21 protein-coding genes are annotated in these 23,514 nt (G+C 65.8%); 14 read left to right on the top strand and 7 right to left on the bottom strand.

Going from position 1 to position 23,514, the window contains the following annotated elements:
* Nucleotides 1–143: 143 nt before the first annotated feature.
* Both A9975_RS16415 and A9975_RS16410 read right to left on the bottom strand, forming a co-directional pair.
* Nucleotides 144–845 (bottom strand): response regulator, encoded by a 702-nt coding sequence (locus A9975_RS16415; protein ID WP_183033758.1) that lies wholly within the window; start codon nt 843–845, stop codon nt 144–146.
* Nucleotides 846–1,257: 412 nt separating this feature from the next.
* Nucleotides 1,258–2,211 (bottom strand): LysR family transcriptional regulator, encoded by a 954-nt coding sequence (locus A9975_RS16410; protein ID WP_183033757.1) that lies wholly within the window; start codon nt 2,209–2,211, stop codon nt 1,258–1,260.
* Nucleotides 2,212–3,062: 851 nt separating this feature from the next.
* On the opposite strand from A9975_RS16410, the gene A9975_RS16405 reads away from it, so the two are divergent.
* Together A9975_RS16405 and A9975_RS16400 are read left to right on the top strand one after the other, a co-directional pair.
* Nucleotides 3,063–3,353: a transposase gene (locus tag A9975_RS16405; protein WP_150987366.1), complete on the top strand. Its 291-nt coding sequence runs from the start codon at nt 3,063–3,065 to the stop codon at nt 3,351–3,353.
* A gap of 140 nt (nt 3,354–3,493) precedes the next feature.
* The gene (locus A9975_RS16400; RefSeq protein WP_255503257.1) at nt 3,494–3,862 is read left to right on the top strand and encodes a hypothetical protein; all 369 of its coding nucleotides are present in this window, start codon (nt 3,494–3,496) and stop codon (nt 3,860–3,862) included.
* Between the two features lie 3 nt (nt 3,863–3,865).
* Here the strand turns inward: A9975_RS16400 and A9975_RS16395 are convergent, their stop codons facing one another.
* A complete protein-coding gene (locus tag A9975_RS16395) occupies nt 3,866–4,396 on the bottom strand; it encodes a hypothetical protein (protein WP_183033755.1) in 531 nt (176 codons plus the stop codon).
* 137 nt (nt 4,397–4,533) lie between these two features.
* Nucleotides 4,534–5,361 carry a Crp/Fnr family transcriptional regulator gene (locus tag A9975_RS16390; RefSeq protein WP_183033754.1) on the bottom strand — a complete coding sequence of 276 codons (828 nt, stop codon included), beginning with the start codon at nt 5,359–5,361 and terminating at the stop codon, nt 4,534–4,536.
* Nucleotides 5,362–5,630: 269 nt separating this feature from the next.
* Here A9975_RS16390 and A9975_RS16385 point away from each other — a divergent pair, with 269 nt between their 5' ends.
* Complete coding sequence (locus A9975_RS16385) at nt 5,631–6,803, top strand: PHB depolymerase family esterase (RefSeq protein WP_183033753.1); 1,173 nt, start codon at nt 5,631–5,633, stop codon at nt 6,801–6,803.
* A 106-nt stretch (nt 6,804–6,909) separates the two neighbouring features.
* Here A9975_RS16385 and A9975_RS16380 read toward each other — a convergent pair whose 3' ends face one another.
* On the bottom strand, nt 6,910–8,220 hold the full coding sequence (locus tag A9975_RS16380; RefSeq protein WP_183033752.1) for an MFS transporter: 1,311 nt from the start codon (nt 8,218–8,220) through the stop codon (nt 6,910–6,912).
* Between the two features lie 408 nt (nt 8,221–8,628).
* Between A9975_RS16380 and A9975_RS16375 the strand changes: the two genes are divergently transcribed.
* Together A9975_RS16375 and A9975_RS16370 are read left to right on the top strand one after the other, a co-directional pair.
* Nucleotides 8,629–12,588, top strand: a complete 3,960-nt coding sequence (locus A9975_RS16375) for a DUF748 domain-containing protein (RefSeq protein WP_183033751.1) — start codon at nt 8,629–8,631, stop codon at nt 12,586–12,588.
* 134 nt (nt 12,589–12,722) lie between these two features.
* A complete protein-coding gene (locus A9975_RS16370; RefSeq protein WP_150987378.1) occupies nt 12,723–12,908 on the top strand; it encodes a rubredoxin in 186 nt (61 codons plus the stop codon).
* Between the two features lie 85 nt (nt 12,909–12,993).
* On the opposite strand, the gene A9975_RS16365 is transcribed toward A9975_RS16370, so the two are convergent.
* Together A9975_RS16365 and A9975_RS16360 are read right to left on the bottom strand one after the other, a co-directional pair.
* A complete protein-coding gene (locus tag A9975_RS16365) occupies nt 12,994–13,152 on the bottom strand; it encodes a hypothetical protein (protein ID WP_170301920.1) in 159 nt (52 codons plus the stop codon).
* A gap of 44 nt (nt 13,153–13,196) precedes the next feature.
* Nucleotides 13,197–13,379 carry a hypothetical protein gene (locus A9975_RS16360; RefSeq protein ID WP_006163669.1) on the bottom strand — a complete coding sequence of 61 codons (183 nt, stop codon included), beginning with the start codon at nt 13,377–13,379 and terminating at the stop codon, nt 13,197–13,199.
* A gap of 311 nt (nt 13,380–13,690) precedes the next feature.
* Here A9975_RS16360 and A9975_RS16355 point away from each other — a divergent pair, with 311 nt between their 5' ends.
* The 9 genes from A9975_RS16355 (at nt 13,691) to manD (ending at nt 23,500) form a co-directional block, all read left to right on the top strand.
* Nucleotides 13,691–14,458: a FadR/GntR family transcriptional regulator gene (locus A9975_RS16355; protein WP_183033750.1), complete on the top strand. Its 768-nt coding sequence runs from the start codon at nt 13,691–13,693 to the stop codon at nt 14,456–14,458.
* Nucleotides 14,458–15,486, top strand: a complete 1,029-nt coding sequence (locus A9975_RS16350) for an L-idonate 5-dehydrogenase (protein WP_183033866.1) — start codon at nt 14,458–14,460, stop codon at nt 15,484–15,486. The genes A9975_RS16355 and A9975_RS16350 overlap by 1 nt, the downstream gene beginning before the upstream one ends.
* 79 nt (nt 15,487–15,565) lie before the next feature.
* The gene (locus A9975_RS16345) at nt 15,566–16,567 is read left to right on the top strand and encodes a sialic acid TRAP transporter substrate-binding protein SiaP (protein ID WP_183033749.1); all 1,002 of its coding nucleotides are present in this window, start codon (nt 15,566–15,568) and stop codon (nt 16,565–16,567) included.
* 67 nt (nt 16,568–16,634) lie between these two features.
* Nucleotides 16,635–17,267: a TRAP transporter small permease gene (locus A9975_RS16340; protein ID WP_220810783.1), complete on the top strand. Its 633-nt coding sequence runs from the start codon at nt 16,635–16,637 to the stop codon at nt 17,265–17,267.
* Between the two features lie 61 nt (nt 17,268–17,328).
* Complete coding sequence (locus A9975_RS16335; RefSeq protein WP_183033748.1) at nt 17,329–18,732, top strand: TRAP transporter large permease; 1,404 nt, start codon at nt 17,329–17,331, stop codon at nt 18,730–18,732.
* Nucleotides 18,729–19,835: a mandelate racemase/muconate lactonizing enzyme family protein gene (locus A9975_RS16330; protein ID WP_183033747.1), complete on the top strand. Its 1,107-nt coding sequence runs from the start codon at nt 18,729–18,731 to the stop codon at nt 19,833–19,835. The genes A9975_RS16335 and A9975_RS16330 overlap by 4 nt, the downstream gene beginning before the upstream one ends.
* Nucleotides 19,836–19,887: 52 nt before the next feature.
* Complete coding sequence (locus A9975_RS16325) at nt 19,888–20,643, top strand: SDR family oxidoreductase (protein ID WP_183033746.1); 756 nt, start codon at nt 19,888–19,890, stop codon at nt 20,641–20,643.
* Nucleotides 20,644–20,691: 48 nt separating this feature from the next.
* A complete protein-coding gene (locus A9975_RS16320; RefSeq protein ID WP_183033745.1) occupies nt 20,692–22,239 on the top strand; it encodes a UxaA family hydrolase in 1,548 nt (515 codons plus the stop codon).
* A gap of 49 nt (nt 22,240–22,288) precedes the next feature.
* Nucleotides 22,289–23,500, top strand: a complete 1,212-nt coding sequence (gene manD, locus A9975_RS16315) for a D-mannonate dehydratase ManD (protein WP_183033744.1) — start codon at nt 22,289–22,291, stop codon at nt 23,498–23,500.
* Nucleotides 23,501–23,514: the final 14 nt, after the last annotated feature.

The raw sequence follows: 23,514 nt of genomic DNA, 5'->3' as shown, positions 1-23,514 counted from the left end.
AAGATTCTGGCGTCGTTGCGCGGCCTTGCCGTACCAGTTGTACTGTCTGCGGCCGCGCGCCTAGCCAGAACCGCTTCGCTTCATTTTGAAACAGCCTCCAAGTGGCGGGGCTGGCAGAAACGGCTGCCTGCGCGGCGCTGCGATTATAGCCAGTCGGACTGGCTGGCCGGCTGGCTCTCCTGAGCACGATCCGGGTTCGGCAGCACCAGCCCCTGTTGCGCCGCGAAGTCGAACAGCTCGCGCTCATTGCTGGCCCCAAGCTTGCGCATGGCGCTGTTTTTCTGGCGGCTGATGGTCTTGACGCTGCGGCTCAGCTGCCCGGCAATCCCGGTGATCGAGTTGCCACTGAGGTAGAGCCGCATGACTTCGGACTCGCGTACCGACAGGCACAGGGCGCCGGCGCGGCCGGGTGCGTAGTGGGCGCCGGACTGATCCAGCACGCGCGCGGCGGAGTCGCCGATAAAGCGCAGCCCGCGCTCGACGCGGATGATGGCGGTGACCAGTTCGTCCAGTTGCGAGTCCTTGAGCAGGAGGCCATGGGCGCCCGCGTTCAGGATGGCGCGCAGGACCAGCGGGTTGGTGATCATGGTGAGCACCACCACGCCTAGCGCCGGAAAGTGCCGCCGCAGGCTGGCTAGCAGGCGGATGCCATCGCTCGCGTTGCTGCAGGGCATGTGGTAATCGGTGACGACGATATCGGGCCGGAATGCGCGCACGGCCTGCAGCAGCTCGGCGGAGCTGTGGACATCGGCGCAGACCTCCCAGCCGGTTTGGTTCCGCAACTGGCTCCTGACTGCTAGCGTAATGGCGGGATGGTCATCGGCAATCAAGATTTTCAAAGGCATGGCAATGCTCCTGCGCAAGCGCAGGCATGCGCGGTGTCCGGGCCGCATATGCCTGGCGCGAGCTGGAAGGACTTGCGGCACGGATGCCGCGAACATGAAAAGGGAGTGCTTCGATTCGCGCTGGGCGGCGCTTGCCGCAATTGGATCGCGCCCTTGAAAAAACGCGCCGCGCGGCTTTTCGCCGGCGGCGCGAACAGCACAGGAACAAAGCACCTCCAGGCGCATGCTTTGCTCGGACGAACAGGAAGCAGGAGGTGCCCACGAAGCATAAGCGTTGGCTTCGGCGCCAGGACTGAGACTATTCTCAATTTTGAGAGGAGGGCGCGGAAGCTCTCACTGGCCAGCGGGCGTGGCTGGCCGTAAGCCGACACGCCGCGGCGCGGCGTGCATCAGGGGCACAGTGGCAGCAGGGTCAGGCTGCGTAAGCAGCTGTGCGCGTCTCGTGCGACAGGTGACGACGGTCGATGGCGGTGACGGGATCATGCAGCACGGCGCTGCCGATCTCCATGATGCCGCGCAGTGCATTGCCGGCGCGGACCGGCGCCCAGAAATGCACGGCAGCCCATTCCGGGAAGCTGCTGGGCGGCGCCAACAGGCGTGTTTTGTGTTTGCGTGTCACTAGTGGCACGTTGAAATCCAGCAGCGGACAGATGCCGCCCGCGGCAAGCAGCAGCGCAACTTGCGTGTGCCACGACGGCACCACGGTTTCCCGATAGGCGGGATCGTGCGCGAGCCGGTTCAGGAAACCCTGCAGCGGGCTGCCGGGCTCGGTGTCTTCCTGCAGCAGGATCCACTCATGCCGGCCTTCCGCATCCTCGACGCCGCCTGGCCGCACCACGCTGACCAGGCGGCGCGGCGTGGCCATGATGTTGTGCAGCACGACGTCGTCTGGCACGAAGTGGCTATCGACCACGAAGGCACAGTCCAGCTCGCCGCTGCCAAGCTGGGCGGCCAGCGCGGCGTCGGCAAAGACCGGCCGCGTCATGAAGCGGTCATCCGGGAACTGCTCGCACAAGGCCGTGAGGATCTCGGTGATGACCGGATCGCCGATCGACGGCGAAAACCCGATGGAGATGCGGCGGTGCGGGCTTGTCTCCTCGGCGACGGAGGCGAGCGGGCGTACCAGGTGCGCCCATTTTGACAAGATCTGGCGGGCGGTCTGCTCCAGCCGCAAGGCATGCGCGGTAGGTTCCAGCGTGCCATTGCGCTTGATAAAAAGGGGGTCGCCGGTGATTTCGCGCAGCCGCGCGAGGCTGTAGGCAATGGTCGGAACCCGGCCTTGCGTGCAGGCGGCGACGGCGCTTAGGTCACGATATTCCATCAACAAAACAAAAACGTGCAAGAGCTTGGTGCTGACATGCCGCATGGTGACTTCTCCCGATTCGACGCTTGTTTTTGTTTTCTTCTCTGCCTCTCCGCCAGAGCCCCTCGCAGCGCCATTGCGCTCGTGAGGCGTGGCGGTCTTCAAAATCTACCGGCTAACTGGGGAAATGACGACGCAGTGCGGCTTGTATGTGGCCCGGCATATAGAAGCAACGCTGAAAAATGACCAGCCGACCGGCTACGCGTTGCGCTTATCGTCGCCAGTCTGTGCCGGGGCGCGAGGCCCGGTTGCTGGAGATCGAAATTTAGTTAATGCTAGACAAGATTAATACAGAACTTTGAAACTTGCCAGTAGTCTTCTGGAAGTCATTTCATAAAATCAAGTCAAAAAGAACTCTTTGTTGTGACATAAAGACATTAAAAATATTTGTGTCATTCGATTCATAACTTTGTGCGGTCGGGTGCGTTTCGCGACGCAAAATCGGCTTTTTTTCTCTTATCAGGATTTCTTTTCGGTTGCGTGACAGTAAAAAAGCAAATCGTGGAATCGGGAAATGGACTATCAAATTTTGTCAATTCGATCTAGTTTTTTTATGATTTTTTCCAGCTTGGAACGTGATGGCGCTAGATTTCAAAATTGTTTTTATCGATAAATTAAAATGCTGAATTGCTTTTTTTGTCATGGATGATATGCTCAAAGGTTCGCTTGCGCGGCCGTAGGTTGCCGGTCAGACGGGGGGCCGCCTCGCGGCGGGTTGCCTCTCCAATTTGCTTAACTCGCGGCTTGAACACACTGAATTGCCTTTTTCGGTGCGGATGGTAACTTTGCGGCAGGGGTAGAAGTGGTCACGCTCGGGCATTGGCACGAGCGGCCTTTGCTAGCGGAGGCAGTCAGTGAACAGACGTTTCTCGGAGGAGCAGATCCGCGGCTACCTGGCGGAAGCCGCCACCGGCGTGCCGGTGCGCGAGCTATGCGCGCGCTATGGTTTTAGCGACGCTTCCTTCTACGGCTGGCGCATCAAGTACGGCCAGGGCGCTGGCAGCGAAGCGCGCGACAGCCGTAAGTTGCGAGACCTGCAGGAGGAAAACACCCGCCTCAAGAGTATGCTTGCAGATGCGCTGCTCAAGCTTGAGTTGCTGCGCAATCGCACGGGTCGGGCTGGCAACGGCAAGGAACGAAGCTAAGTCTGGTTCGTCCCGCATTGTCGGCGTCTGCCGCCACCTGAGGAGGGACATCGGAAACATGCGGTTTTTCGAGCCGGCAGGGCGACCCCTGGAACATCGTCATGGAAGGCGCAATGCGTCCCCGCTGTGGAGAACTGAACATGAAACGGGCTTCGATCATCATGGCTGCCGCACTGGGCCTGGGGCTGCTTGCGGGCCGGGCTGCCACCGCGGCCGAGTTGGAAGTGCCCGCGCCGATGGTCGCGCCGCCGCCGCCCCGGCTCTTGCTGGATACCGCCACCGACAATGTCGGGCCGGCGGCGGACGGCACCCTCACGCCATCCCAGCGCACCCGTTGCCAGGGCTTGCTCGACAAGATCAACGCACTGCCCGCGGGAGCGCAATGGACCACCGGCAAAGCCACGGTGACCAGCGCGGATGGCAGCACCCATCCCAATATCGAGCGGCAAGCGGAACGCAAGAAGCTCGATGAGGCGTATCGTCAGGAATGCGCGCAGGAAAGAAAGTAATCTCTATTTTGCGCGGCAGCGGTCTGGCGTAATCGTGACTTCTCCCAGCGCACGGTTGCCGATTCCCGCGTAGCGATAGTTCAGCGTGACACCCAACTGGCCCAGCACCGGCACGTCCGGGTTGCGGCAGATGCCGCGCTCGAGCACGGGGCGGGCGCTCGCCATGAACGCCACGGTACCCTCGCGGGTCGCATCCACGCCAACCAGGCTGAGGCGGAACTGAACGCGCTTGCCTGGCGAGACGCTGCATCCCTCCAGTCGCGTCGCGGCGTCCAGCGTGAATGGCCCGGCGCGAGTCAGTTCCTGGCAAGCCGTGTTGAGTTCCGCATCTGAGCTGGCCACACTGCCGGTAAGGCGTGTCACGCCACTCATGCCGGTGCTTCTGCCATCCACCGTGCCTAGCAGCAGTCTCGCCAGCGTTGACAGCGAGGCTGGTGCGTTGGCCTGCGCGGCGGCCGCAGGCGTCAGTCCGGTCACCATCAGGAAGCCAAGCGGCGCCAGGCCTGCGCGCACGGCAAAAGGAAAGTCCCGCATAGAGATACAGGTACCGGAAGCGATGTCGAGCGCCAGCGGCATGGCCGCAGGGTGATGTCCCCCTGAGGGCTAGCCCGCATACGGCGGCATAGTCTGAACATAGCCGCGATTGCACGGCCTTGCTGTCGGAGTCTGTCCTACGCAACCGAGGCGTCCGCGGTGCGGATGCCTCTGGGGGTGTCTAGCCGGGACTGGCCCGGAGTGCAGGCGGAGGGGCTATCCGTCGCCGGTTCGGGTGGGCGTAGCGGCACCCGCTCGGGGTCTTCATAGACGGAGCCCAGCCCTGCCGGATCGACGATGCGCAATTGCCGCTGCCGCACGGTGATCAGCCCGACCGTGGCAAAACGCGCCAGCAGGCGGGATACGGTTTCCAGGGTCAGTCCCAGGTAGCTGGCTATATCGTTGCGCGACATCGCCAGGGTCAGCGTCGCTCCGGCATTGCCCCGGCGGCGTTGTTCGCCAGCGAGGTCGAGCAGCAGCATAGCCAGCCGCTGGGCGGCTTTCATCGACCCGATCGCGACCAGCAGCGTCCGCTCGCGCTCGGCATTGCGGCGCAACGTGCTGAGCATCGGCTCGCGGTACTCGGCGCTGAGCAGGTGCGCGCGTGCCGTCTCCACCGGCACCACGCAGCAGCGCGTGTCCTGCATGGCCACTGCGCTGGTGCAATGGGCCTGGCCATCGAGATCTTCCAGCCCGAGCACTTCGCCCGGGTGCGCGAAGGCGGTGACCTGGCGCCAGCCAAGCGGTGACTCGAACACGGATTTGGCGCTGCCGTCGCGCACGGGAAACACGGCCAGTACTGGCCGGCCCTGGCGGTGCACCGTTTCTCCGGCGCGCCAGAGCATGCTGGCCGGGGCCAGGCTGCGCTGCCGCCGATCGTTTGCAACTGACGCTTCCGAGTTGCGGCAGATTGGCTGGAACAAGCACAGCGAGCAGCCTGGAAACGCTGCGTCGGGCGTGGTCATGACATTCTCCGTTTGCCTGCGATACACGCAAACGCAGTATAACCGCGCGCCTTTTGCCGCTATCTCTTAGTGATCTGCATTCTTTCGTTGGCTGAATTCAGTGTTTTGGTAATTGTGGGCGCGAACGGAAGTGCATCTGCGGGCGCATGCCGGATTAGATGAAAGAATCTAATGTCTTGCTTTCATAACATGTGATGGAAAAGCGACAGCAAGCGCCGGGTTGTCGTGTGCTATGCTGCATCGCAACAATATCGATAGCAGGAGTCTTCATGACCAAAAGCCTTTCGGCGGACTGGCATGCGCAGCTCCGGCAGATCAGCCGGGCGCAACCCCAGTCCGCGCACCATCTCAAAACGTGGTTCAACCGTATCGCAACCCTTAATCCCGCAGCGCCCCGTCTTCGGGCGCGTTCGCCGGCGCCGCTGCCTTTGCCGCCGCGCCACCCCTTGCCCGGAGAATGGGCTCCCCACCATCACCGCCTCGCGCCGCTGCCGGGTGAGCTGGTGCCTCGCTTGCCCTACTGGCTATACGTGCCTTCCGGCGCGCCCAAGCGGCCCATGCCGCTGGTGGTGATGCTGCATGGTTGCCGGCAGACGCCGGAAGATCTCGCGGCGGGCACGCGCATGAACGCGCTTGCCGAGCGCGAAGGCTTCATGGTGGCCTATCCCCAGCAGCCCCTGCGGCGCCAGATGCAGCGCTGCTGGCAGTGGTTCGACCTGGGGGCCACGGAAGGCGGCCGCGAGGCGCAGGCGCTGGCGGTATTGATCGATGCGTTGGCGGCCAGGCGGGACGTCCGTGCGGACCAGGTGTATCTGGCGGGCTTGTCTGCGGGCGCCAGCATGGCGGCGGTAGTGGCCTTGCGCTATCCCGAGAAGATTGCCGCCGTGGGCCTGCATTCCGGGGTCGTGATCGGTGCGGGCCACACGGCCAGCGACGGCTTGCGTGCCATGCAGCATGGCACGCAAGCCGACCCGGCGATGTTGCTGGATGCCGCCGGCGTGACGCCGGGCGGACCGAAGATGCCGGCCATCGTGCTGCACGGCATGGACGACGGCGCGGTGCATCCCATCAACGCCCGCTTGCTTGCGCGCCAGTTCCTGGCCTACAACGGCATGAACGACCGGGTCGAGGAGCGGATGAACGGCGCCGCGGTGCGGCACCTCGCCGGCGCGGAGCAGGAAGCCGGCGCGGCGGCGGAGGCTGATGCCGGTGTGGCGCAGGCTGACAGCGCCAACGGCCAGCCAGCCAGTGCCCTGCTGCCGGCCGGGGACTACCTGGAAGCCAGCTTTGGCACCTGGAACCGCGAACTGGTCGAGCTGTGCGAGGTTGCCGGCCTCGATCACGCCTGGAGCGGCGGCGATGGCGACTACCCTTACCATGCGCCGATCGGCCCCGATGCCAGCGCGTTGATGTGGGAATTTTTCAAGCAGCATCGCCGCTAGCGCTGGCCAGCGCATGGGCGTAAAAAAGGAGGGCGCGGATGCGGCCCTCCTTTTTCTTTCACGGCCGGCGTGTGCCTTAACGCCGGCGCAGCAGTTGCCATCAGGCTCAGGCGAGCGAGCGGTCCTTGACGAACAGCGCCGTGGCCATGCCCAGCAGGCACAGCGCCACCACGTAGTAGGCGGGGGCCAGCGGATCGTTCTTGAGCATCAGCGTCACGATCATCGGGGTCAGCCCGCCGAAAATCGCGTACGACAGGTTGTACGAGAATGACAGCCCGGAAAACCGCACCTGGGCCGGGAACGCCTTGACCAGCACATACGGCACCGCGCCGATGGTGCCCACGAAGAAGCCGGCCACCGCGTACAGCGGGATCAGCAGGTCCGGGCGAGTGTGCAGGGTGCTGTAGAACACGTACGAGCTGATCGCCAGCAGCAGGCCGCCAACGAACAGGGTGACCCGCGGGCCTACCTTGTCGGCCATCAGGCCGGCCACCACGCAGCCGACCGTCAGGCACAGCGTGGCCACGCTATTGGCCACCAGCGCGGTGCGCGCATCGAAGCCATAGATCTTCTGCAGGAAGGTGGGCGTCATCAGGATCACCACCACGATGCCCGCGGACAGCATCCACGTCAGCAGCATCGATACCGCTACCGCGCCGCGGTGATCGCGCACCACCGTCTTGAGCGGCATTTCCGCGGCCAGCGCCTTGCGCTTCTGCAGCTCGGCGAACACCGGGGTTTCGTGCAGCCAGCGGCGCAGGTACATGGAACCGATGCCGAACACACCGCCCAGCAGGAAAGGCATGCGCCAGCCCCAGTCGACAAGCTCGGCCGGGGTGAAGATGGTATTGACGCCGGTGGCCACCAGGGAGCCCAGCAGGATGCCGGCCGTCAAGCCTGCGGTCAGCGTGCCGCAGGCATAGCCGGTGCGGCGCGCGGGCACGTGCTCGGAGACGAACACCCAGGCGCCGGGCACTTCGCCGCCAACCGCCGCACCCTGCATCACGCGCAGCAGCAGCAGTGCCAGGGGCGCCAGCAGGCCGATCGCATGGTAAGTCGGCAGCAGGCCCATCAGCAGTGTCGGCACCGACATCAGCAGGATGGAAAGCGTGAACATCTTCTTGCGGCCAAGCAGGTCGCCGAAGTGGGCCATGATGATGCCGCCCAGCGGGCGCGCCAGGTAGCCGGCGGCAAAGATGCCGAAGGTCTGCAGCTGGCGCAGCCAGTCCGGCACCGACGGCGGGAAGAACAACTGCCCGATGACGGTGGCGAAGAAGACAAAGATGATGAAGTCGTAGAACTCGAGCGCCCCCCCGAGGGCGGCAAGGGCAAGCGTCTTGTAATCCTGTCCGGTCAGCGGGCGCGCTTGCTGGCTGTGCGCGCTATCTGCTCCGGCAGTACTGCTGATGGTAGACATGAGGAGACTCGCATGGAAATGGTTCGCATGCGAAGCGCGCAACACGGTTGACGTGGAGGGTTCTGGCCGGAGGATACAGCGCGGGAGAAGCAGGCACTAAGTGGCGGATAAGCCGCTGGCATGCGACGAGACGCTTCGCAAAGGCGTGACGATACCAGATCGGCGTTGAACCGGCGCCAGACGGCGCGCTTGAATTCCTTTCCGGGCCGTCCTGAAATCCTTTTTAAATCCCTTTGAATGCCTTTGCTTTGCCCCCAAGCGTTGCGATAATGTCGTTAAAAAGTGAAATCCGGGCCACAAAGTGGCCGATCCGTCTGGCGACACCGTGTGGAATGCTTGCACCATCGTGCTCTCCAGCGGGTTCGCATAGCGGACGCGGGTAGTTGGGGTCGAATCTTCTGGGATCACATGGCAATCAAGTTCTCCATGCAGGCGGCAACTGCAACGCCACGTCGCCGGGCCGGCTTGCGGGTGGCCGGCGGCATTGTGGCCGCGCTGGCGGTGTTTGGCCTGGCCGGGTATTTTGGCGGGCCACCGCTGATCAAATCGCTTGCAGCCAAACAGGCCAGCGAAGCGCTGGGGCGCAAGGTCACGATTGGGGGTGCCGAGGTGCATCCGTTCTCGCTGGCCGTCGATGTTTCCGACATTACCATCTACGAGCCCGACGGCACCACGCCCATGCTGACCTTGGGCGAAGCCAAGATCGATGGCGCCATCGCGTCACTGTGGCACTTCGCCCCGGTGGTGGATGCCGTGCATATCGACCGGCCCGCGCTGCATCTTGCGCGCGACGCCAACGGCCGCATGAACTACGCCGACATCGAGGAGCGCTTCGCGGCCAAGCCGCCTGCGCCAAAATCCGAGCCGGCGCGCTTCTCGGTCAACAATATCGCGCTGACCGGCGGCAGCCTGGTGTTCGACGACAAGCTGCTCAACCAGACGCAGCGCGTGGACAACCTGACCATCACGCTGCCGTTCCTGTCCAACTTGCCGCATGACGTGGAGATCGTCACCCGGCCCACGCTGAGCGCGAACATCAACGGCTCCGCGCTGGAGCTGGACGGCACCATGCTGCCGTTCGCGGCATCGCGCGAGACCCACCTCAATATCAACCTCGATGCCCTGGAGCTGGCGCGCTACATGCCGTTCGCGCCGAAGCTCAAGGATGCGGATATCAAGGGCGGGCTGCTGGATTCACGGCTGACGCTGGGCTTTATCCAGGACAAGGACAAGCAGGACGTCTTCCTGGCAGGCACCGCGGCGCTGCGCGAAGCCGATATCCGCAAGCATGATGGATCGCCCCTGGTGAAGGCCGGGCGGGTAGCAGTGGACATCGCGCGCATTGAACCGCTGGGGCGGATGGCCCACCTGCGCAGCCTCTCCGTGGAGGGCCTGGCCGTGCAGGCAGTGCGGCGCGCCGATGGCTCGCTCGACCTGGCGGACGCGTTCCTGCCGGAAGCCGCCAAGGTCGAGAAGCTGGCCCACGCGCCGGCTGCAACCGCATCGGCAGCCGCAGCGGCGCCCGCATCCGCGCCGGCCGTAGCCAAGGCTGGCCCTGCTTCGGCACCCGCCGCCGCCGGCATTGCGCCGGTGCCTGAAAAGCCGTGGCGCTATGCGATCGACCAGATCACCGTCAAAGAGGCCCGCCTGGGCCTGCGCGACGACTCGGCGCCTTCCGGGCCCGGCACGCTCGCGCTCGGGCCGCTTGACGCCGACGTGGCGGGTCTCTCCGGCGACAGCGACAAGCCGGCCAAGGTGCAGGCCAGGCTGGCGATCGGTGAAGGCCAGACGCTCAGCCATGAGGGCGAGCTGTCCCTGCGTGGCGGCACCATGCACGGCACGCTGCAAGCCAGCGGCGTCAAGCCCCAAGCGTTTGCCGCATGGTGGCCGGCGCAACTCCAGACCCGGTTTGGCGACACTGCCATCAATGCCGAGCTGCACTACAAGATGGCGTGGGGCGGCCCCGCTTTTGCCTTCTCGCTGGAAAAGTCCCGCGTCGAACTGGCGCCGCTCTACCTGACCACCCGGGAGCCGGTGACAGTGGCACAAGTGGTAGCCGCCACGACTGGCGCAAGCCAACCTGCCGCTGCCGATAGCGACCGCCGGCGCGACGCGCGCCGCGCGCGCGCGCGCGACGACAGCGACACCGCCAACCTGCCGGTGATGCTCGCCGAGCGCGTGGCGCTGGAGGACATCGCGTTCGATCTTGGCGCGCATTCCTTCCAGGCCGGCCAGTTGGTGGTCGCCAAGCCGCAGATCGCCATCACGCGTGACTTCCGCGGCGAATTGCTCGAAGGCGCGCGCCTGTGGGCTGTGCAATCCAGGCAGAAGTCCGCCCAACGCAGCACCGCCGTCCAGGCCAAGGCTGTCCAGCCCGAGAGCGCGGCGGCCGCCAAGCCATTGCCCTGGAAGGCGCAGCTTGGCAAGTTCACGCTCGATGGGGGCAGCCTGCGCGTGACCGACTATGCGCCCGCGGCCGCCAACCGCGACCGCCCCGTGATCCATCAATTCCGCAATATCAGCCTCGGCACGGGAGCGCTCAACTGGCCGATGGCGGCCGGGGCCATCCCGGTGAAGTTCAAGGCCGATGTGGGCCGGCGCGGCGCGATGGCGCTCGACGGCACCGTGCTGCCTACCGGGCCCGCGGCGCAATTTCAGGTCGACGTCCGAGAGCTGGACCTCGCGCCGCTGCAGCCCTACCTGGCTGACCGCTTCAACGCGGCGTTGCGTGGCGGCGCCGCTACCGTCAAGGGCCGCCTCGGCGTGGAGGCACCCGCCGGCAAGCCAATCGCCGCGCGCTTCACCGGCAATGCGCTGCTCGGCAATGTGCGCAGTGTCGACCGGGTGACCGGTGACGACTTCCTGCGCTGGCGCTCGCTCGCGGTGAACGGCATCGATTTCGCCATGGATGAGGCCAAGGGGCCGATGAAGGTCGGCGTGGCCGGTGTCGCGCTGTCGGATTTCTACGCGCGGGTGATCCTGAATGCCAACGGCCGCCTGAACCTGCAGGATGTGATGGCCGGCGGCGCTGCCAAGGGCGAGGCCGCGCCCAGCACCAGCCTGACGCAAGCCAATCCCGCCTCGCCGAGCGCCGCCAGCGCACCGGCCCCGGTGCCCGCGCCTGTGGCTTCCGCCGCGGCCAAGCCGCAGATCCGGATTGGCGGCGTGACGGTGGAGAAAGGCAACATCAATTTCTCGGACTTCTTCATCAAGCCGAACTACACCGCCAACCTGACCGACATGAAGGGCTCGGTCTCCAAGGTGTCCTCGACGGAGCCGGCGCCCGCCGACCTCACGCTGGCAGGCCGCATCGACGATGATGCGCCGGTCACGATCGACGGCAAGCTCAACCCGCTGGCCGATACGCTCTACCTCGATATCGCCGCCAAGGCCGCGGGCGTGGAGCTGACCCGGCTGACCCCGTACGCGGCCAAGTACGCCGGCTACCCGATCACCAAGGGCAAGCTCACGGTCGATGTGGCGTACAAGATCGAGAACGGCAAGCTGGACGCGCGCAACCACCTCTACCTGGACCAGCTGACCTTTGGCGACAAGGTCGACAGCCCTAGCGCGACCAAGCTGCCGGTGCTGCTGGCGGTCTCGCTGCTGAAGGACCGCAATGGTGTGATCGACATCAACCTGCCGGTGTCGGGCTCCTTGTCCGACCCGGAGTTCAGCATCGGTGGCGTGATCGTGCGGGTGATCGTCAACCTGCTCACCAAGGCCATCACCTCGCCGTTCTCGTTGATTGCCTCCGCCTTTGGCGGTGGTGACGAGCTGGGCTATGTGGAGTTTGCGCCCGGTACCTCCACGCTCACACCGGCGGCCACGCAGAAGATCGCGACACTGGGCAAGGCCCTGGCCGACCGCCCGGCGCTGCGCCTGGAGATCAGCGGCCGCATCGATCCCGCCACCGATACCGCCGGTGCCAAGCGCGCCTGGCTGGACGCGCGCGTGGCCGAGCAAAAGTCGCGCGAGATGCGCGCCAGCGCGAAGGCGGGCGCCGTGGCCGAAGAGAACGAAGAGGGAGAACAAGGAGCCAAGGTGACGGTGTCGCCGCAGGAATATCCGAAGTACCTGGAAGCGGTCTACAAGCGCGCCTCCTTCAAGAAGCCGCGCAATATGGTCGGGTTGTCGAAATCCCTGCCCACCAAGGAGATGGAGGCGCTGCTGCTGGAGAATGCGCCGGTGACCGAGGTGGAACTCCGGCAATTGGCCGAGCAGCGTGCGCTGGCGGTCAAGCAGGCGCTGGAGCGCGATGCCAAGGTGCCAGAAAGCCGCCTGTTCCTGACCGCCTCGAAGCTCAACGCCGATGGCATCAAGGACAAGGGCGCACCCAACCGGGTCGACTTCACCATTCGGCAGTGAATCGCCGGTAAACCTGGCCTTGCCCGCGCAGGGGTGGCGTTGCCGTCCCCTGCGCCCTGCGGCCCGGCCCAATCGGCGGGGCACGAGCAAAAAACGCTGTATCATTTCGCCCGGAATCGATACAGGAGTGCGTTTTGCAGCAGGAAGCCGTTGTTTACAAGACTTGGGTTTGCTTGATTTGCGGATGGGTCTACGACGAAGAGCAGGGCTGGCCGGACGATGGCATTGCCCCGGGCACGCGCTGGGATGACATTCCGGATGACTGGCGTTGCCCCGAATGTGACGTGGGCAAGGGCGAATTCGCGATGATCGAGATCTGATCGGCCGGGCGGGCAAACGCAGCCAGCCAAACGATCAGCGACCGGGCGCTTCCGGCCCGGATCACGATATCTCACAAAGGGCGGCTTAGTGCCGCTGCATTTGCCGGCAGATGCCGGCGCGCTTGCGCTGCTCGGCGCAGCGCCGATAGCGCATGCGGTAGGGGTGGCTACAGCGCCAGATCGCCGTGGCCACGGTGACCAGCAGGAACGCCGCCATCAAGACAGCCAACAGGCTCAGTGTCATAGCGGCCCCCTTTTTCACAAGCAAGCCGGGAACGCTCGAAGCGTTCAGATAAGCAACGGAAGCGCCTCCAGCAAGGCCACCGCCAGCAGAGCCCCGAAGATCGCACCCGCCGCGCGGCAACTGATGCGCAAGGCCCGGGCCGTGAAGGGGATCCCGCCGAAGGCAATCATGCCGACCAGCGCCATCGGAATCAGGAACACAAGATCATGTGACGTGAAGTGCAGCATTGCCGTCTCCTGTCTCTCTGCTTGTGCTTCCAGTATAGAAAGTGTCGCAGGGAGGCCAAGGACGATGACATTGGGGTTGTCCCGTAAGCTGCATTTCGTCGGGCCGCGTGCACAAGCCGCCTCGCCACATCCCTTGCTGCAGCCGCCGCCCATGCCATATTGGCCCCTGGCGCGGGCGCCAGGGCAGTCACTGCCGCCGGCCTGCTGCAGCGCTGCATAAATTCCCCTTGTAGCGCGCGTAAAAACTTCCTAAAAATTGGTCAGGCCACTTTACCTCCTGGCCCAAATCATTTTCGGGACCGCGCGCCGACATGCCCCTGCAGCAGATCGAACCCCGCCGCCTTTACCGCCAGATTGCCGACCAGTTGCGCCGGCTGATCGAGAACGGGGAGTTTCCCGTGGGCGCGCGCCTGCCGCCGGAGCGAGACCTTGCGGTGCAACTGGGCGTGTCGCGGCCGTCGGTGCGCGAAGCTCTGATTGCGCTGGAGGTGGAGGGGCTGGTGGAGGTTCGGATGGGCTCGGGCATCTACGCCTGTCCGCCGGACCGTGCGCGCGCTGCCAGCGTGATGGCCGAGCCGCCGCTGGATGTGATCCGCGCGCGCCAGACCATCGAAGGCGAGATGGCGGCCAACGCCGCGCGGCATGCCACGCCGGCCTTGCTGGACGCGCTGGAAGAATCGATTGCCATCATGCAGGAGGAGGCCGGCGCCGGACAGATTCCGGTCAAGGGCGATCGCCTGTTCCATTTGCGGATTACCGAAGTCTCCGGCAATGCCGTGCTGCAGCGCCTGGTGGCCGAGCTGTTCGACGAGCGCCATAACCCGCTCTTTGCCCGCTTCGGCAGCCATTTCGAGAACGCGTCCAGCTGGCACGCGGCCATTGCCGAGCACCGCGCCGTGGTGGCAGCCATCGCCTCGGGCTCGCCGGACGCCGCGCGCGACGCCATGTGCCTGCACCTGGAAGCCTCGCACAGCCGTTTCTACGCGGCATGGCCCGCAGGCGCGCCAACCGAGCTATCCGAGCCAACCGAGCCAACCCCAACGCGCCGCAAGCCGCGCAAGCTTGCCGAGGAGTCATGATGTCCCTGGTCTGCCATATCCATGCGAGCGAAGACCTGCGTTTCACGCAGGTGGAGCCTGCCGCTCCCGGGCCGTTCGAGGTCGAGGTGCGCCTCGGCGCGGCCGGCATCTGCGGCTCGGATCTGCACTACTACTTCCATGGCAAGGTCGGCGCCTTCGTGATCCGCGAGCCGCTGACGCCAGGCCACGAAGCGGCTGGCATCGTCTCCCGCGTTGGCAGCGGTGTCACGCGCGTCGCACCGGGCAACAAGGTGGCGATCAATCCCTCGCATGCGTGCGGGCAATGCGACTACTGCCGGGCCGGGCGCGACAACCTTTGCCGGAACATGCGCTTTCTCGGCAGCGCCAGCATCTATCCGCATGTGCAGGGCATGTTCCGCGAGCACTTCCTGATGCACGAGCGCCAGCTGACGCCGGTGGACAGCGATATCTCGCTGGGTGAGCTGGCGTTTGCCGAGCCGCTCTCGGTCGCGCTGCATGGTGTGAACCGCGCGGGGGAGCTGCTGGGCAAGACCGTGCTGGTCACTGGCGGGGGCACCATCGGCAGCCTGGCGGTGATGGCCGCGCGCCTGGCCGGCGCCGCGCACATCATCGCCTGCGATATCGCGGACCGCCCGCTCGAAGTGGCATTGCAGGTCGGCGCCGACCAGGTGATCCGCACCGACCGGGAGCCGCCGCAGGCTCTGCAGGACCTCGCCGATGTCTGCCTGGAAGCCGCCGGCAGCGGCGCGGCGCTGGAAACCTGCCTGCTGGCCGCGCGGCGTGGTGCGCGCATCGTGCAGATCGGCACGTTGCCGGCCGAGGGCCTGCACTTTCCGGCCAACAACATCATGGCGCGCGAGCTGGAGTATGTCGGCGCGTTCCGCTTCGGGCGCGAGTTCGACTGGGCCGTGCGCTACCTCACGCAAGGCCGCCTCGACGTGCGCCCGCTGCTGTCGGCGCAGCTGCCGCTGGCGCAGGCCGTGGCGGCATTCACGCTGGCCGCCGACAAGACGCGCAGCACCAAGGTACAGCTCACCGCCGCATAGATCCATCCACGCAGCACCTGACTGCCGCAAGCGCATCCGCAAGAGAGCGCAAGGCCCACCACACCGAAGGAGACGAAGCATGAAGCCATTTTCCCTGCGCCTGCCGTCAACGCTGCTGCCGGCCGCCCTTGTGCTGGCAACCTGCGTGGCCGGCCTGGCCTGCGGCAGCGCGCTGGCCCAGACCAAGCTCAAATGGGCGCACGTGTATGAGACCTCGGAGCCCTTTCACAAGTGGTCGGTGTGGGCCGCCGAGGAGATCAAGAAGCGCAGCAACGGCAGGTACCAGATCGATGTGTTCCCCGCCTCCCAGCTCGGCAAGGAAAACGACATCAACCAGGGCCTGGCGATGGGCTCGGTCGATATCATCATCTCGGGCTCCAGCTTTGCCGCCAAGTCGTTCCCGCGCATTGGCGTGACCTACTACCCCTACACCTTCCGCGACGCCAACCACCTGCTGGCCTATACCAAGAGCGATATCTACAAGGAGCTCACGCGGGGCTACGAGGAAAAATCGGGCAACCATATCGTCGCAACGACTTACTACGGGACGCGCCAGTCCACCTCCAACAAGCCCTTCTCGCACTGTGCCGAGATGAAGGGCCTGAAGATGCGCGTGCCCGATGTGCCGGCCTACCTTGCCATGCCGCGCGCCTGCGGTGTGAATACCTCGCCGATTGCCTTTGCCGAGGTGTACCTGGCGCTGCAGAACGGCACCGTGGAGGCGCAGGAGAACCCGCTGCCCACCATCGAAGCCAAGAAATTCTATGAGGTGCAGAAGTACATCGTGCTCACGGGCCATATCGTCGACCACCTCAACACGGTGATCTCGGGCGGCCTGTGGAAGAAGCTCTCCGAGGCCGACCGCAAGATGTTCAGCGACGTGGCGCAGGAAGCCGCCACGCGCGCCACCGCCGACGTGGTGGCGCGCGAGAAGGAACTGGTGGCGGTATTCAGGCAAAAGGGCCTGACGGTTACCGACATCAATGTACAGGAGTACCGCGACGCGGTGCTGAAGAACGTGAGCTTTGAATCGCAGGGTTATCGCAAGGCCGACTGGGACAAGATCCAGGCCGTGCAGTGACCCCGGCGGCAGACGCCAGATGGCAGATCAAAGATCAGGCAGATCGCAGTCTTTGCGGAGCAACACCATGGAAATGCGTTCCCGACTTGCCGACGACCTGCCCGCGCAGGCCGTCGCCGGCGAGACCTCAGGCAGTGCGCCGCAACTGGCCACCGTCGCGGAGCTGGCGCACAGCTTCGAGGAGGCGGACAACAAGCAGGTGGAGCTTGCCGGCTACGCCGCCGAGGACTGGTTCACGCTGGGCTTGTTCTGGCTCATGACCGCGCTGGTCTTCCTGCAGTTCTTCACCCGCTACGTGATGAACGACTCGCTGGCCTGGACCGAGGAGCTGGCCACCTACTGCCTGATCGGCGTGGTGTTCATCGGCGCGGCCATGTGCGTGCGCAAGAGCCGGCATATCCAGGTGGACCTGATCTACCGCTACCTGCCGCATGCGCCGGCACGCGTGCTGTCCACGCTGGTGGACATTGTGCGCACCGCCTTTCTTGGCTATGCGGGCTGGCTGGTCTGGCGCTACATCCTGGTGGTGGGCGACGAGCCGATGACCACCATCGAGTGGAACAAGAGCTGGATCTACTACCTGGTGCTGGCCGGATTCGTCCTGATGTGCCTGCGCTCCTGCCAGGTGAGCTGGCTGAACTGGACGCAGGGTTTCTCCATCCTGGAGCGCCCCGAAGCGTTCGAGGCCAGCGACGACTGACGACACGAGTGACGAAAACCGACGACCGACGATCGACGACCAACCCGGAGCGCGCCCCGCCATGTGGATCCTGATTGTTTCCTTCCTGCTGCTGATGCTGGTAGGCCTGCCGGTCGCCATTGCGATGGCGGTGGCTTCGCTGCTGTATATCTGGGCCTCCGGCACGGTGCCGGACGTGATCCTGGCGCAGCGCATGATTGCCGGCGTGGAGAGCTTCCCGCTCCTGGCCGTGCCCTTCTTCATCCTCGCCGGCAACCTGATGAACGTGGCCGGCATCACCGGGCGCATCTATAACTTCGCCGTGGCGCTGGTGGGCTGGATGCGCGGTGGCCTTGGGCACGTCAACATCATCGGCTCGGTGATTTTCTCCGGCATGTCGGGCACCGCCATTGCCGATGCGGCGGGCCTGGGCACCATCGAGATCAAGGCCATGCAGGACCATGGCTACGAGACCGAGTTCGCGGTGGGTGTGACGGCGGCCTCGGCCACGCTCGGGCCGATCATCCCGCCGTCGCTGCCGTTCGTGATCTACGGCATGATGGCCAATGTGTCGATCGGCTCGCTGTTCCTGGCTGGCATCGTGCCGGGCCTGGTGCTGACCTTGTTCATGATGGGCACGGTGGCGTGGTTTGCCCACCGCCGCGGCTGGGGCAGCGATACGGCGTTCTCCTGGAAGCTGCTGGGCAATGCCAGCGTCGAGATCGCGGTGGTGCTGGCCTTTCCGCTGGCGATCTGGCTGATGACGCGCTTTGGCGTGTCCACCAACGTGGCCGCGCTGATCGCGCTGGTGGTGCTGCTGGCGCTGGACTGGTACTTCGACTTTTCCGCGGTGATGGCGCTGATGGCGCCGGTGATCCTGATCGGCGGCATGACGCTGGGCTGGTTCACGCCGACTGAAGCCGCGGTGGCGGCGGTGATCTGGGCACTATTCCTCGGGCTGGTGCGCTACCGCTCCATGACGCTGCGCTCGCTGGCCAAGGCCACGCTCGACACCATCGAGACCACCGCATCGGTGCTGTTCATCGTCACCGCGGCATCGATCTTCGCCTGGCTGCTCACCACCAGCCAGGCCGCGCAGATGCTGTCCGACGCCATCCTTGGCTTCACCCACAACAAATGGGTGTTCCTGCTGCTGGCCAATGTGCTGATCCTGATCGTGGGCTGCTTTATCGACACCACGGCGGCGATCACCATCCTGGTCCCGATCCTGCTGCCCATCGTGCTCAAGCTCGGCATCGACCCGATCCACTTCGGGCTGGTGATGACGCTCAACCTGATGATCGGCCTGCTGCATCCACCGCTGGGAATGGTGCTGTTCGTGCTGGCGCGCGTGGCCAAGCTGTCGGTGGAGCGCACCACCGTGGCCATCCTGCCGTGGCTGGTGCCATTGTTCCTGACGTTGATCGCCATCACCTATTTCCCGGCGATCACGCTGTGGCTGCCGAACCTGGTGGGCAGCAAATGAGCGCCACCATCGTCGAGGTCGAACTGCTGCAGGTGGACCTGCCGCCGCGCGTGCCGCGCTCCGACGCCATCCAGTCCTTCGTCACGCAGGAAACGCCCATGGTGCGCATCCGCTGCGACGATGGCACCGAGGGCACGGGCTACGCCTACACCATCGGCACTGGCGGCTCATCGGTGATGGCGCTGCTGCGCGATCACCTGGCGCCGCGCCTGATCGGGCGCGATCCCGCCCAGATCGAGGCAATCTGGCGCGAGCTGCTGTTCGCCACGCACGCCACCTCGGTCGGCGCCATCACCAGCCTGGCGCTGGCCGCCATCGATACCGCGCTGTGGGACTGGCGCTGCCGGCGCGACGGCCAGCCCCTGTGGCTCGCCGCCGGCGGGGCACAACCGCGTGTGCCGGTCTACACCACCGAAGGCGGCTGGCTGCACCTGGATGCCGATACGCTGGTGAGCGAGGCCGTGGCGGCGCGCGAGGCGGGTTTTCGCGGCGCCAAGCTGAAGGTGGGCCGCGCGCGGGCGAGCGAAGACGTGGCGCGCCTGGCAGCGGTGCGTGCTGCCGTAGGTGACGGCTTCGAGCTGATGGTGGACGCCAACCAGTGCTTCACCGCTGCCGAGGCCATCCGGCGCGCGCCGCGCTACGCCGAGCTGGGCATCGCGTGGTTCGAGGAGCCGCTGCCGGCCGACGATATCGGCGGGCACGTGCGGCTGGCCGCATCCACCTCGGTGCCCATCGCGGTGGGCGAATCGCTGTACTCGCCCGGCCAGTTTGCCGAGTACGTGCGCCAGGGCGCCTGCGGCATCGTGCAGGCCGATGTGGCGCGCATTGGCGGCATTACGCCCTGGCTCAAGGTGGCGCACCTGGCCGAAGCCCACAACCTTTCGATCTGCCCGCACTTCCTGATGGAGCTGCATGTGTCGCTATGCGCCGCGGTGCCCAACGCGGCCTGGGTGGAGTACATCCCGCAGCTCGACGAGATTGCCGCCAGCAGCGTGCGCATCGAGGCTGGCCATGCCATCGCCCCGGACGCGCCGGGCCTTGGCATTGAATGGGACTGGGCCGCGATCGGGCGCCGCACAGTGGCGCGCGCGCTGGTTTCCTGATGATTTCACCGACTACGCAAACGTGGCCGGAACCGCTCATGGAGAATGACTGATGACGCAACGACTCGCCGGCAAGCTGGCCCTCGTCACCGCGGCCGGGCAGGGCATTGGCCGCGCCACCGCCGAAGCCTATCTGCGTGAAGGCGCGCGCGTGATCGCCGCCGATATCAACGAACGCTTGCTCGAGGCGCTGGCCGGCCAGCCCGGCTGCACCACGCTGCGGCTGGACGTGACGGACGCCGCCGCGGTGCACGCCGCGGCGAAGCAGGCCGGCGCGCTCGATATCCTGTTCAACGGCGCGGGCTTCGTGCACCACGGCACCATCCTGGAATGCGACGAAGCGGCTTTCGATTTCTCGATGAACCTGAACGTGCGCGCCATGTACAGCATGATGCGCGCCTTCCTGCCCGCCATGGTGGCGCAGCGCCGCGGCTCGATCGTCAACATGGCGTCGGTGGCAGGCAGCATCAAGGGCGCGCCCAACCGCTTCGTCTACGGCGCCACCAAGGCGGCGGTGATCGGCATGACCAAGTCGGTGGCGGCGGACTACATCGGCCACGGCATCCGCTGCAATGCGATCTGTCCCGGCACGGTGGAGTCGCCCTCGCTGCGCCAGCGTATCGCGGACCAGGCGCGGGATGGCGGCAGGAGCCTGGCCGAGGTGGAGGCCGCCTTTGTGGCCCGCCAGCCGATGGGGCGCATCGGCAGCGCCGCAGAGATCGCCGCGCTGGCGGTGTACCTCGGCTCGGACGAATCGGCATTCACCACCGGCACGGCGCAGGTGATCGACGGTGGCTGGTCCAACTGAGGCGGCACATCCCGCTCGTCCTCTCTCAGCCACCCGCCCGGAGCCAGCATGCCAGCCGATAACATCCTCAATGTCATCCGCATACATCCCGCCGACGACATCGTCATCGCCTGCCGCCAATTGGTGCCGGGCACCGTCATCGCCGCCGAGGGCGTGACCGTCGCCAGCCTGGTGCCGCCCGGGCACAAGCTGGCCGTGCGCGCCATCGCCGCGGGCGCGCCGGTGCGGCGCTACAACCAGATCATTGGCTTTGCGCGCCAGCCGATCGCGCCGGGCCAGCACGTGCATACGCATAACCTGGCCATGGGCGAGTTCGCACGCGAACACGCTGCCGGCGCCGATGCGCGCGCTACCGAATACGTTGACGCACCTGCCAGCTTCGATGGCATCATGCGCGCCGACGGCAGCGTGGCCACCCGCAACTACATCGGCATCCTTACCTCGGTGAACTGCTCGGCCACGGTGGCGCGTGCCATTGCCGATCACTTCCGGCGCGAGCTTCGCCCCGAGGCGCTGGCCGCGTTTCCCAACGTGGATGGCGTGGTGGCGCTCACGCATGGCGCGGGCTGCGCCACCGATAGCGAGGGCGAGAACCTGCGGGTGTTGCGCCGCACGCTGGCGGGCTACGCGCGCCACCCGAACTTTGCCGCGGTGCTGGTGGTGGGGCTGGGCTGCGAGGCCAACCAGATCGATGGCCTGCTGGCAGAGGAAGATCTCACTGGCATGGCCGGCGGCCCGCGCCTGCATGCGTTCAACATCCAGGACAGCGGCGGCACCGCTGGCGCGGTGGCGCGCGGCGTGGCCATCGTGCAGGACCTGCTTGCCGATGCCAATCGCGTGCACCGGCAAGCCATGCCGGCGAGCCACATCACGGTGGGCCTGCAATGCGGCGGCTCGGATGGCTACTCCGGGCTGACTGCCAACCCGGCGCTGGGCGCGGCCGTGGATCTGCTGGTACGCCATGGCGGCGGCGCCATTTTGTCCGAGACGCCCGAGATCTACGGCGCCGAGCATCTGCTGACGCGCCGCGCGGCGTCGCCGGCGGTGGCCGCGCGCCTGCTGGCGCGGATCCGCTGGTGGGAAGACTATTGCGCGCGCAACCACGGCAGCATGGACAACAACCCCTCGGCCGGCAACAAGGCCGGCGGGCTCACCACCATCCTGGAGAAGTCGCTAGGCGCGGTGGCCAAGAGCGGCACCACCAACCTGGTGGAGGTCTATGAGTTCGCGCAGCCGGTGCGCGCGCGCGGCCTGGTCTTCATGGACACGCCCGGCTACGACCCGGTCTCGGCCACTGGCCAGGTGGCGGGCGGCGCCAACCTGATCTGCTTTACCACCGGGCGCGGCTCGGCCTATGGCTGCGCGCCATCGCCCTCGCTCAAGCTGTCGACCAACAGCGCGTTGTGGCAAAGGCAGGCCGACGACATCGACATCAACTGCGGCGACATCGTCGATGGCGGCGCCAGCATCGCGCACAAGGGCGAGCAGATTTTCCGGCTGATGCTGGAGACCGCATCGGGGCGAAAGACCAAAAGCGAGCTGCATGGCTACGGGCAGAACGAGTTCGTGCCGTGGTCGCTGGGCGCGGTCATGTAAGCGCGAGGCAGGCGCAGCGAACAATCGAAAAAACCACGCAGGAGAGAGCATGAAGATCACCGCCGCGCGCGTCATCGTGTGTTCCCCGGGACGCAACTTCGTCACGCTGAAGATCGAGACCGACGAGGGCCTGACCGGCATTGGCGACGCCACGCTCAACGGCCGCGAGCTGGCCGTGGCGAGCTACCTGGAGGATCACGTGGCGCCCTGCCTGATCGGGCGCGACCCGCACCAGGTGGAGGACATCTGGCAGTACCTGTATCGTGGCGCGTACTGGCGGCGCGGGCCGGTCACCATGAGCGCGATCGCCGCCGTCGATACCGCGCTGTGGGACATCAAGGCCAAGGCAGCGGGCATGCCGCTTTACCAGTTGCTGGGCGGCAAGAGTCGCACCGGCGTGATGGTGTATGGGCACGCCAATGGCAGCGATATCGAGGCCACGGTGGACGAGGTGCTGCGCTACAAGGAACTGGGCTACCGCGCGGTACGCGCGCAATCGGGCGTGCCGGGGCTTAACAAGGTGTATGGCGTGTCGTCGGACCGCCTGTTCTACGAGCCGGCCGATGCCTCGCTGCCGTCGGAGCACGACTGGAGCACGGAGCGCTACCTGGACCACACGCCGCGCCTGTTCGAGAAGGTACGCGACGCGGCTGGCTGGGATCTGCACCTGCTGCACGACGTGCACCACCGGCTCACGCCGATCGAGGCGGCTCGCCTGGGCAAGTCGCTGGAGCCGTTCCGCCTGTTCTGGATGGAAGACGCCACGCCCGCGGAGCACCAGGAGAGCTTCCGGCTGATCCGCCAGCACACCACCACGCCGCTGGCGGTGGGCGAGGTCTTCAACACCATCTGGGACTGCAAGACGCTGATCCAGGAGCAGTTGATCGACTACATCCGCGCCACCGTGGTCCATGCGGGAGGCATCACGCACCTGCGCCGCATCGCTGACTTCGCCGCGATGCACCAGGTGCGCACCGGCTCGCATGGGGCGACCGACCTCTCGCCGGTGTGCATGGGCGCCGCGCTGCATTTTGACCTGTGGGTGCCCAACTTTGGCATCCAGGAATACATGCGCCACAGCGAGCAGACCGATGCGGTGTTCCCGCACGCCTACACCTTTGCCAACGGCATGCTGTATCCGGGCGACGCACCGGGACATGGCGTGGATATCGATGAGACGCTGGCGGCCAGGTATCCCTATCAACGCGCTTACCTGCCGGTGAATCGCCTTGCCCACGATGGCACGCTGTGGCACTGGTAGCCTTAATAGCCCCA

This window comes from Cupriavidus sp. UME77 (assembly GCF_014170355.1).
GTDB classification, from domain to species: Bacteria; Pseudomonadota; Gammaproteobacteria; order Burkholderiales; family Burkholderiaceae; genus Cupriavidus; species Cupriavidus basilensis.
The sequence above is the reverse complement of the archived record's forward strand: the minus strand, read 5'-3'. Positions and strand labels throughout refer to the sequence as shown.

Excerpts from the sequence above, each read along its gene's own strand:
- A9975_RS16415 (WP_183033758.1), bottom strand. The coding sequence starts at position 845 with ATGCCTTTGAAAATCTTGATTGCCGATGACCATCCCGCCATTACGCTA.
- A9975_RS16410 (WP_183033757.1), bottom strand. The coding sequence starts at position 2,211 with ATGCGGCATGTCAGCACCAAGCTCTTGCACGTTTTTGTTTTGTTGATG.
- A9975_RS16400 (WP_255503257.1), top strand. The coding sequence starts at position 3,494 with ATGAAACGGGCTTCGATCATCATGGCTGCCGCACTGGGCCTGGGGCTG.
- A9975_RS16395 (WP_183033755.1), bottom strand. The coding sequence starts at position 4,396 with ATGCGGGACTTTCCTTTTGCCGTGCGCGCAGGCCTGGCGCCGCTTGGC.
- A9975_RS16390 (WP_183033754.1), bottom strand. The coding sequence starts at position 5,361 with ATGACCACGCCCGACGCAGCGTTTCCAGGCTGCTCGCTGTGCTTGTTC.
- A9975_RS16385 (WP_183033753.1), top strand. The coding sequence starts at position 5,631 with ATGACCAAAAGCCTTTCGGCGGACTGGCATGCGCAGCTCCGGCAGATC.
- A9975_RS16380 (WP_183033752.1), bottom strand. The coding sequence starts at position 8,220 with ATGTCTACCATCAGCAGTACTGCCGGAGCAGATAGCGCGCACAGCCAG.
- A9975_RS16375 (WP_183033751.1), top strand. The coding sequence starts at position 8,629 with ATGGCAATCAAGTTCTCCATGCAGGCGGCAACTGCAACGCCACGTCGC.
- A9975_RS16365 (WP_170301920.1), bottom strand. The coding sequence starts at position 13,152 with ATGACACTGAGCCTGTTGGCTGTCTTGATGGCGGCGTTCCTGCTGGTC.
- A9975_RS16360 (WP_006163669.1), bottom strand. The coding sequence starts at position 13,379 with ATGCTGCACTTCACGTCACATGATCTTGTGTTCCTGATTCCGATGGCG.
- A9975_RS16355 (WP_183033750.1), top strand. The coding sequence starts at position 13,691 with ATGCCCCTGCAGCAGATCGAACCCCGCCGCCTTTACCGCCAGATTGCC.
- A9975_RS16350 (WP_183033866.1), top strand. The coding sequence starts at position 14,458 with ATGTCCCTGGTCTGCCATATCCATGCGAGCGAAGACCTGCGTTTCACG.
- A9975_RS16345 (WP_183033749.1), top strand. The coding sequence starts at position 15,566 with ATGAAGCCATTTTCCCTGCGCCTGCCGTCAACGCTGCTGCCGGCCGCC.
- A9975_RS16340 (WP_220810783.1), top strand. The coding sequence starts at position 16,635 with ATGGAAATGCGTTCCCGACTTGCCGACGACCTGCCCGCGCAGGCCGTC.
- A9975_RS16335 (WP_183033748.1), top strand. The coding sequence starts at position 17,329 with ATGTGGATCCTGATTGTTTCCTTCCTGCTGCTGATGCTGGTAGGCCTG.
- A9975_RS16330 (WP_183033747.1), top strand. The coding sequence starts at position 18,729 with ATGAGCGCCACCATCGTCGAGGTCGAACTGCTGCAGGTGGACCTGCCG.
- A9975_RS16325 (WP_183033746.1), top strand. The coding sequence starts at position 19,888 with ATGACGCAACGACTCGCCGGCAAGCTGGCCCTCGTCACCGCGGCCGGG.
- A9975_RS16320 (WP_183033745.1), top strand. The coding sequence starts at position 20,692 with ATGCCAGCCGATAACATCCTCAATGTCATCCGCATACATCCCGCCGAC.
- manD (WP_183033744.1), top strand. The coding sequence starts at position 22,289 with ATGAAGATCACCGCCGCGCGCGTCATCGTGTGTTCCCCGGGACGCAAC.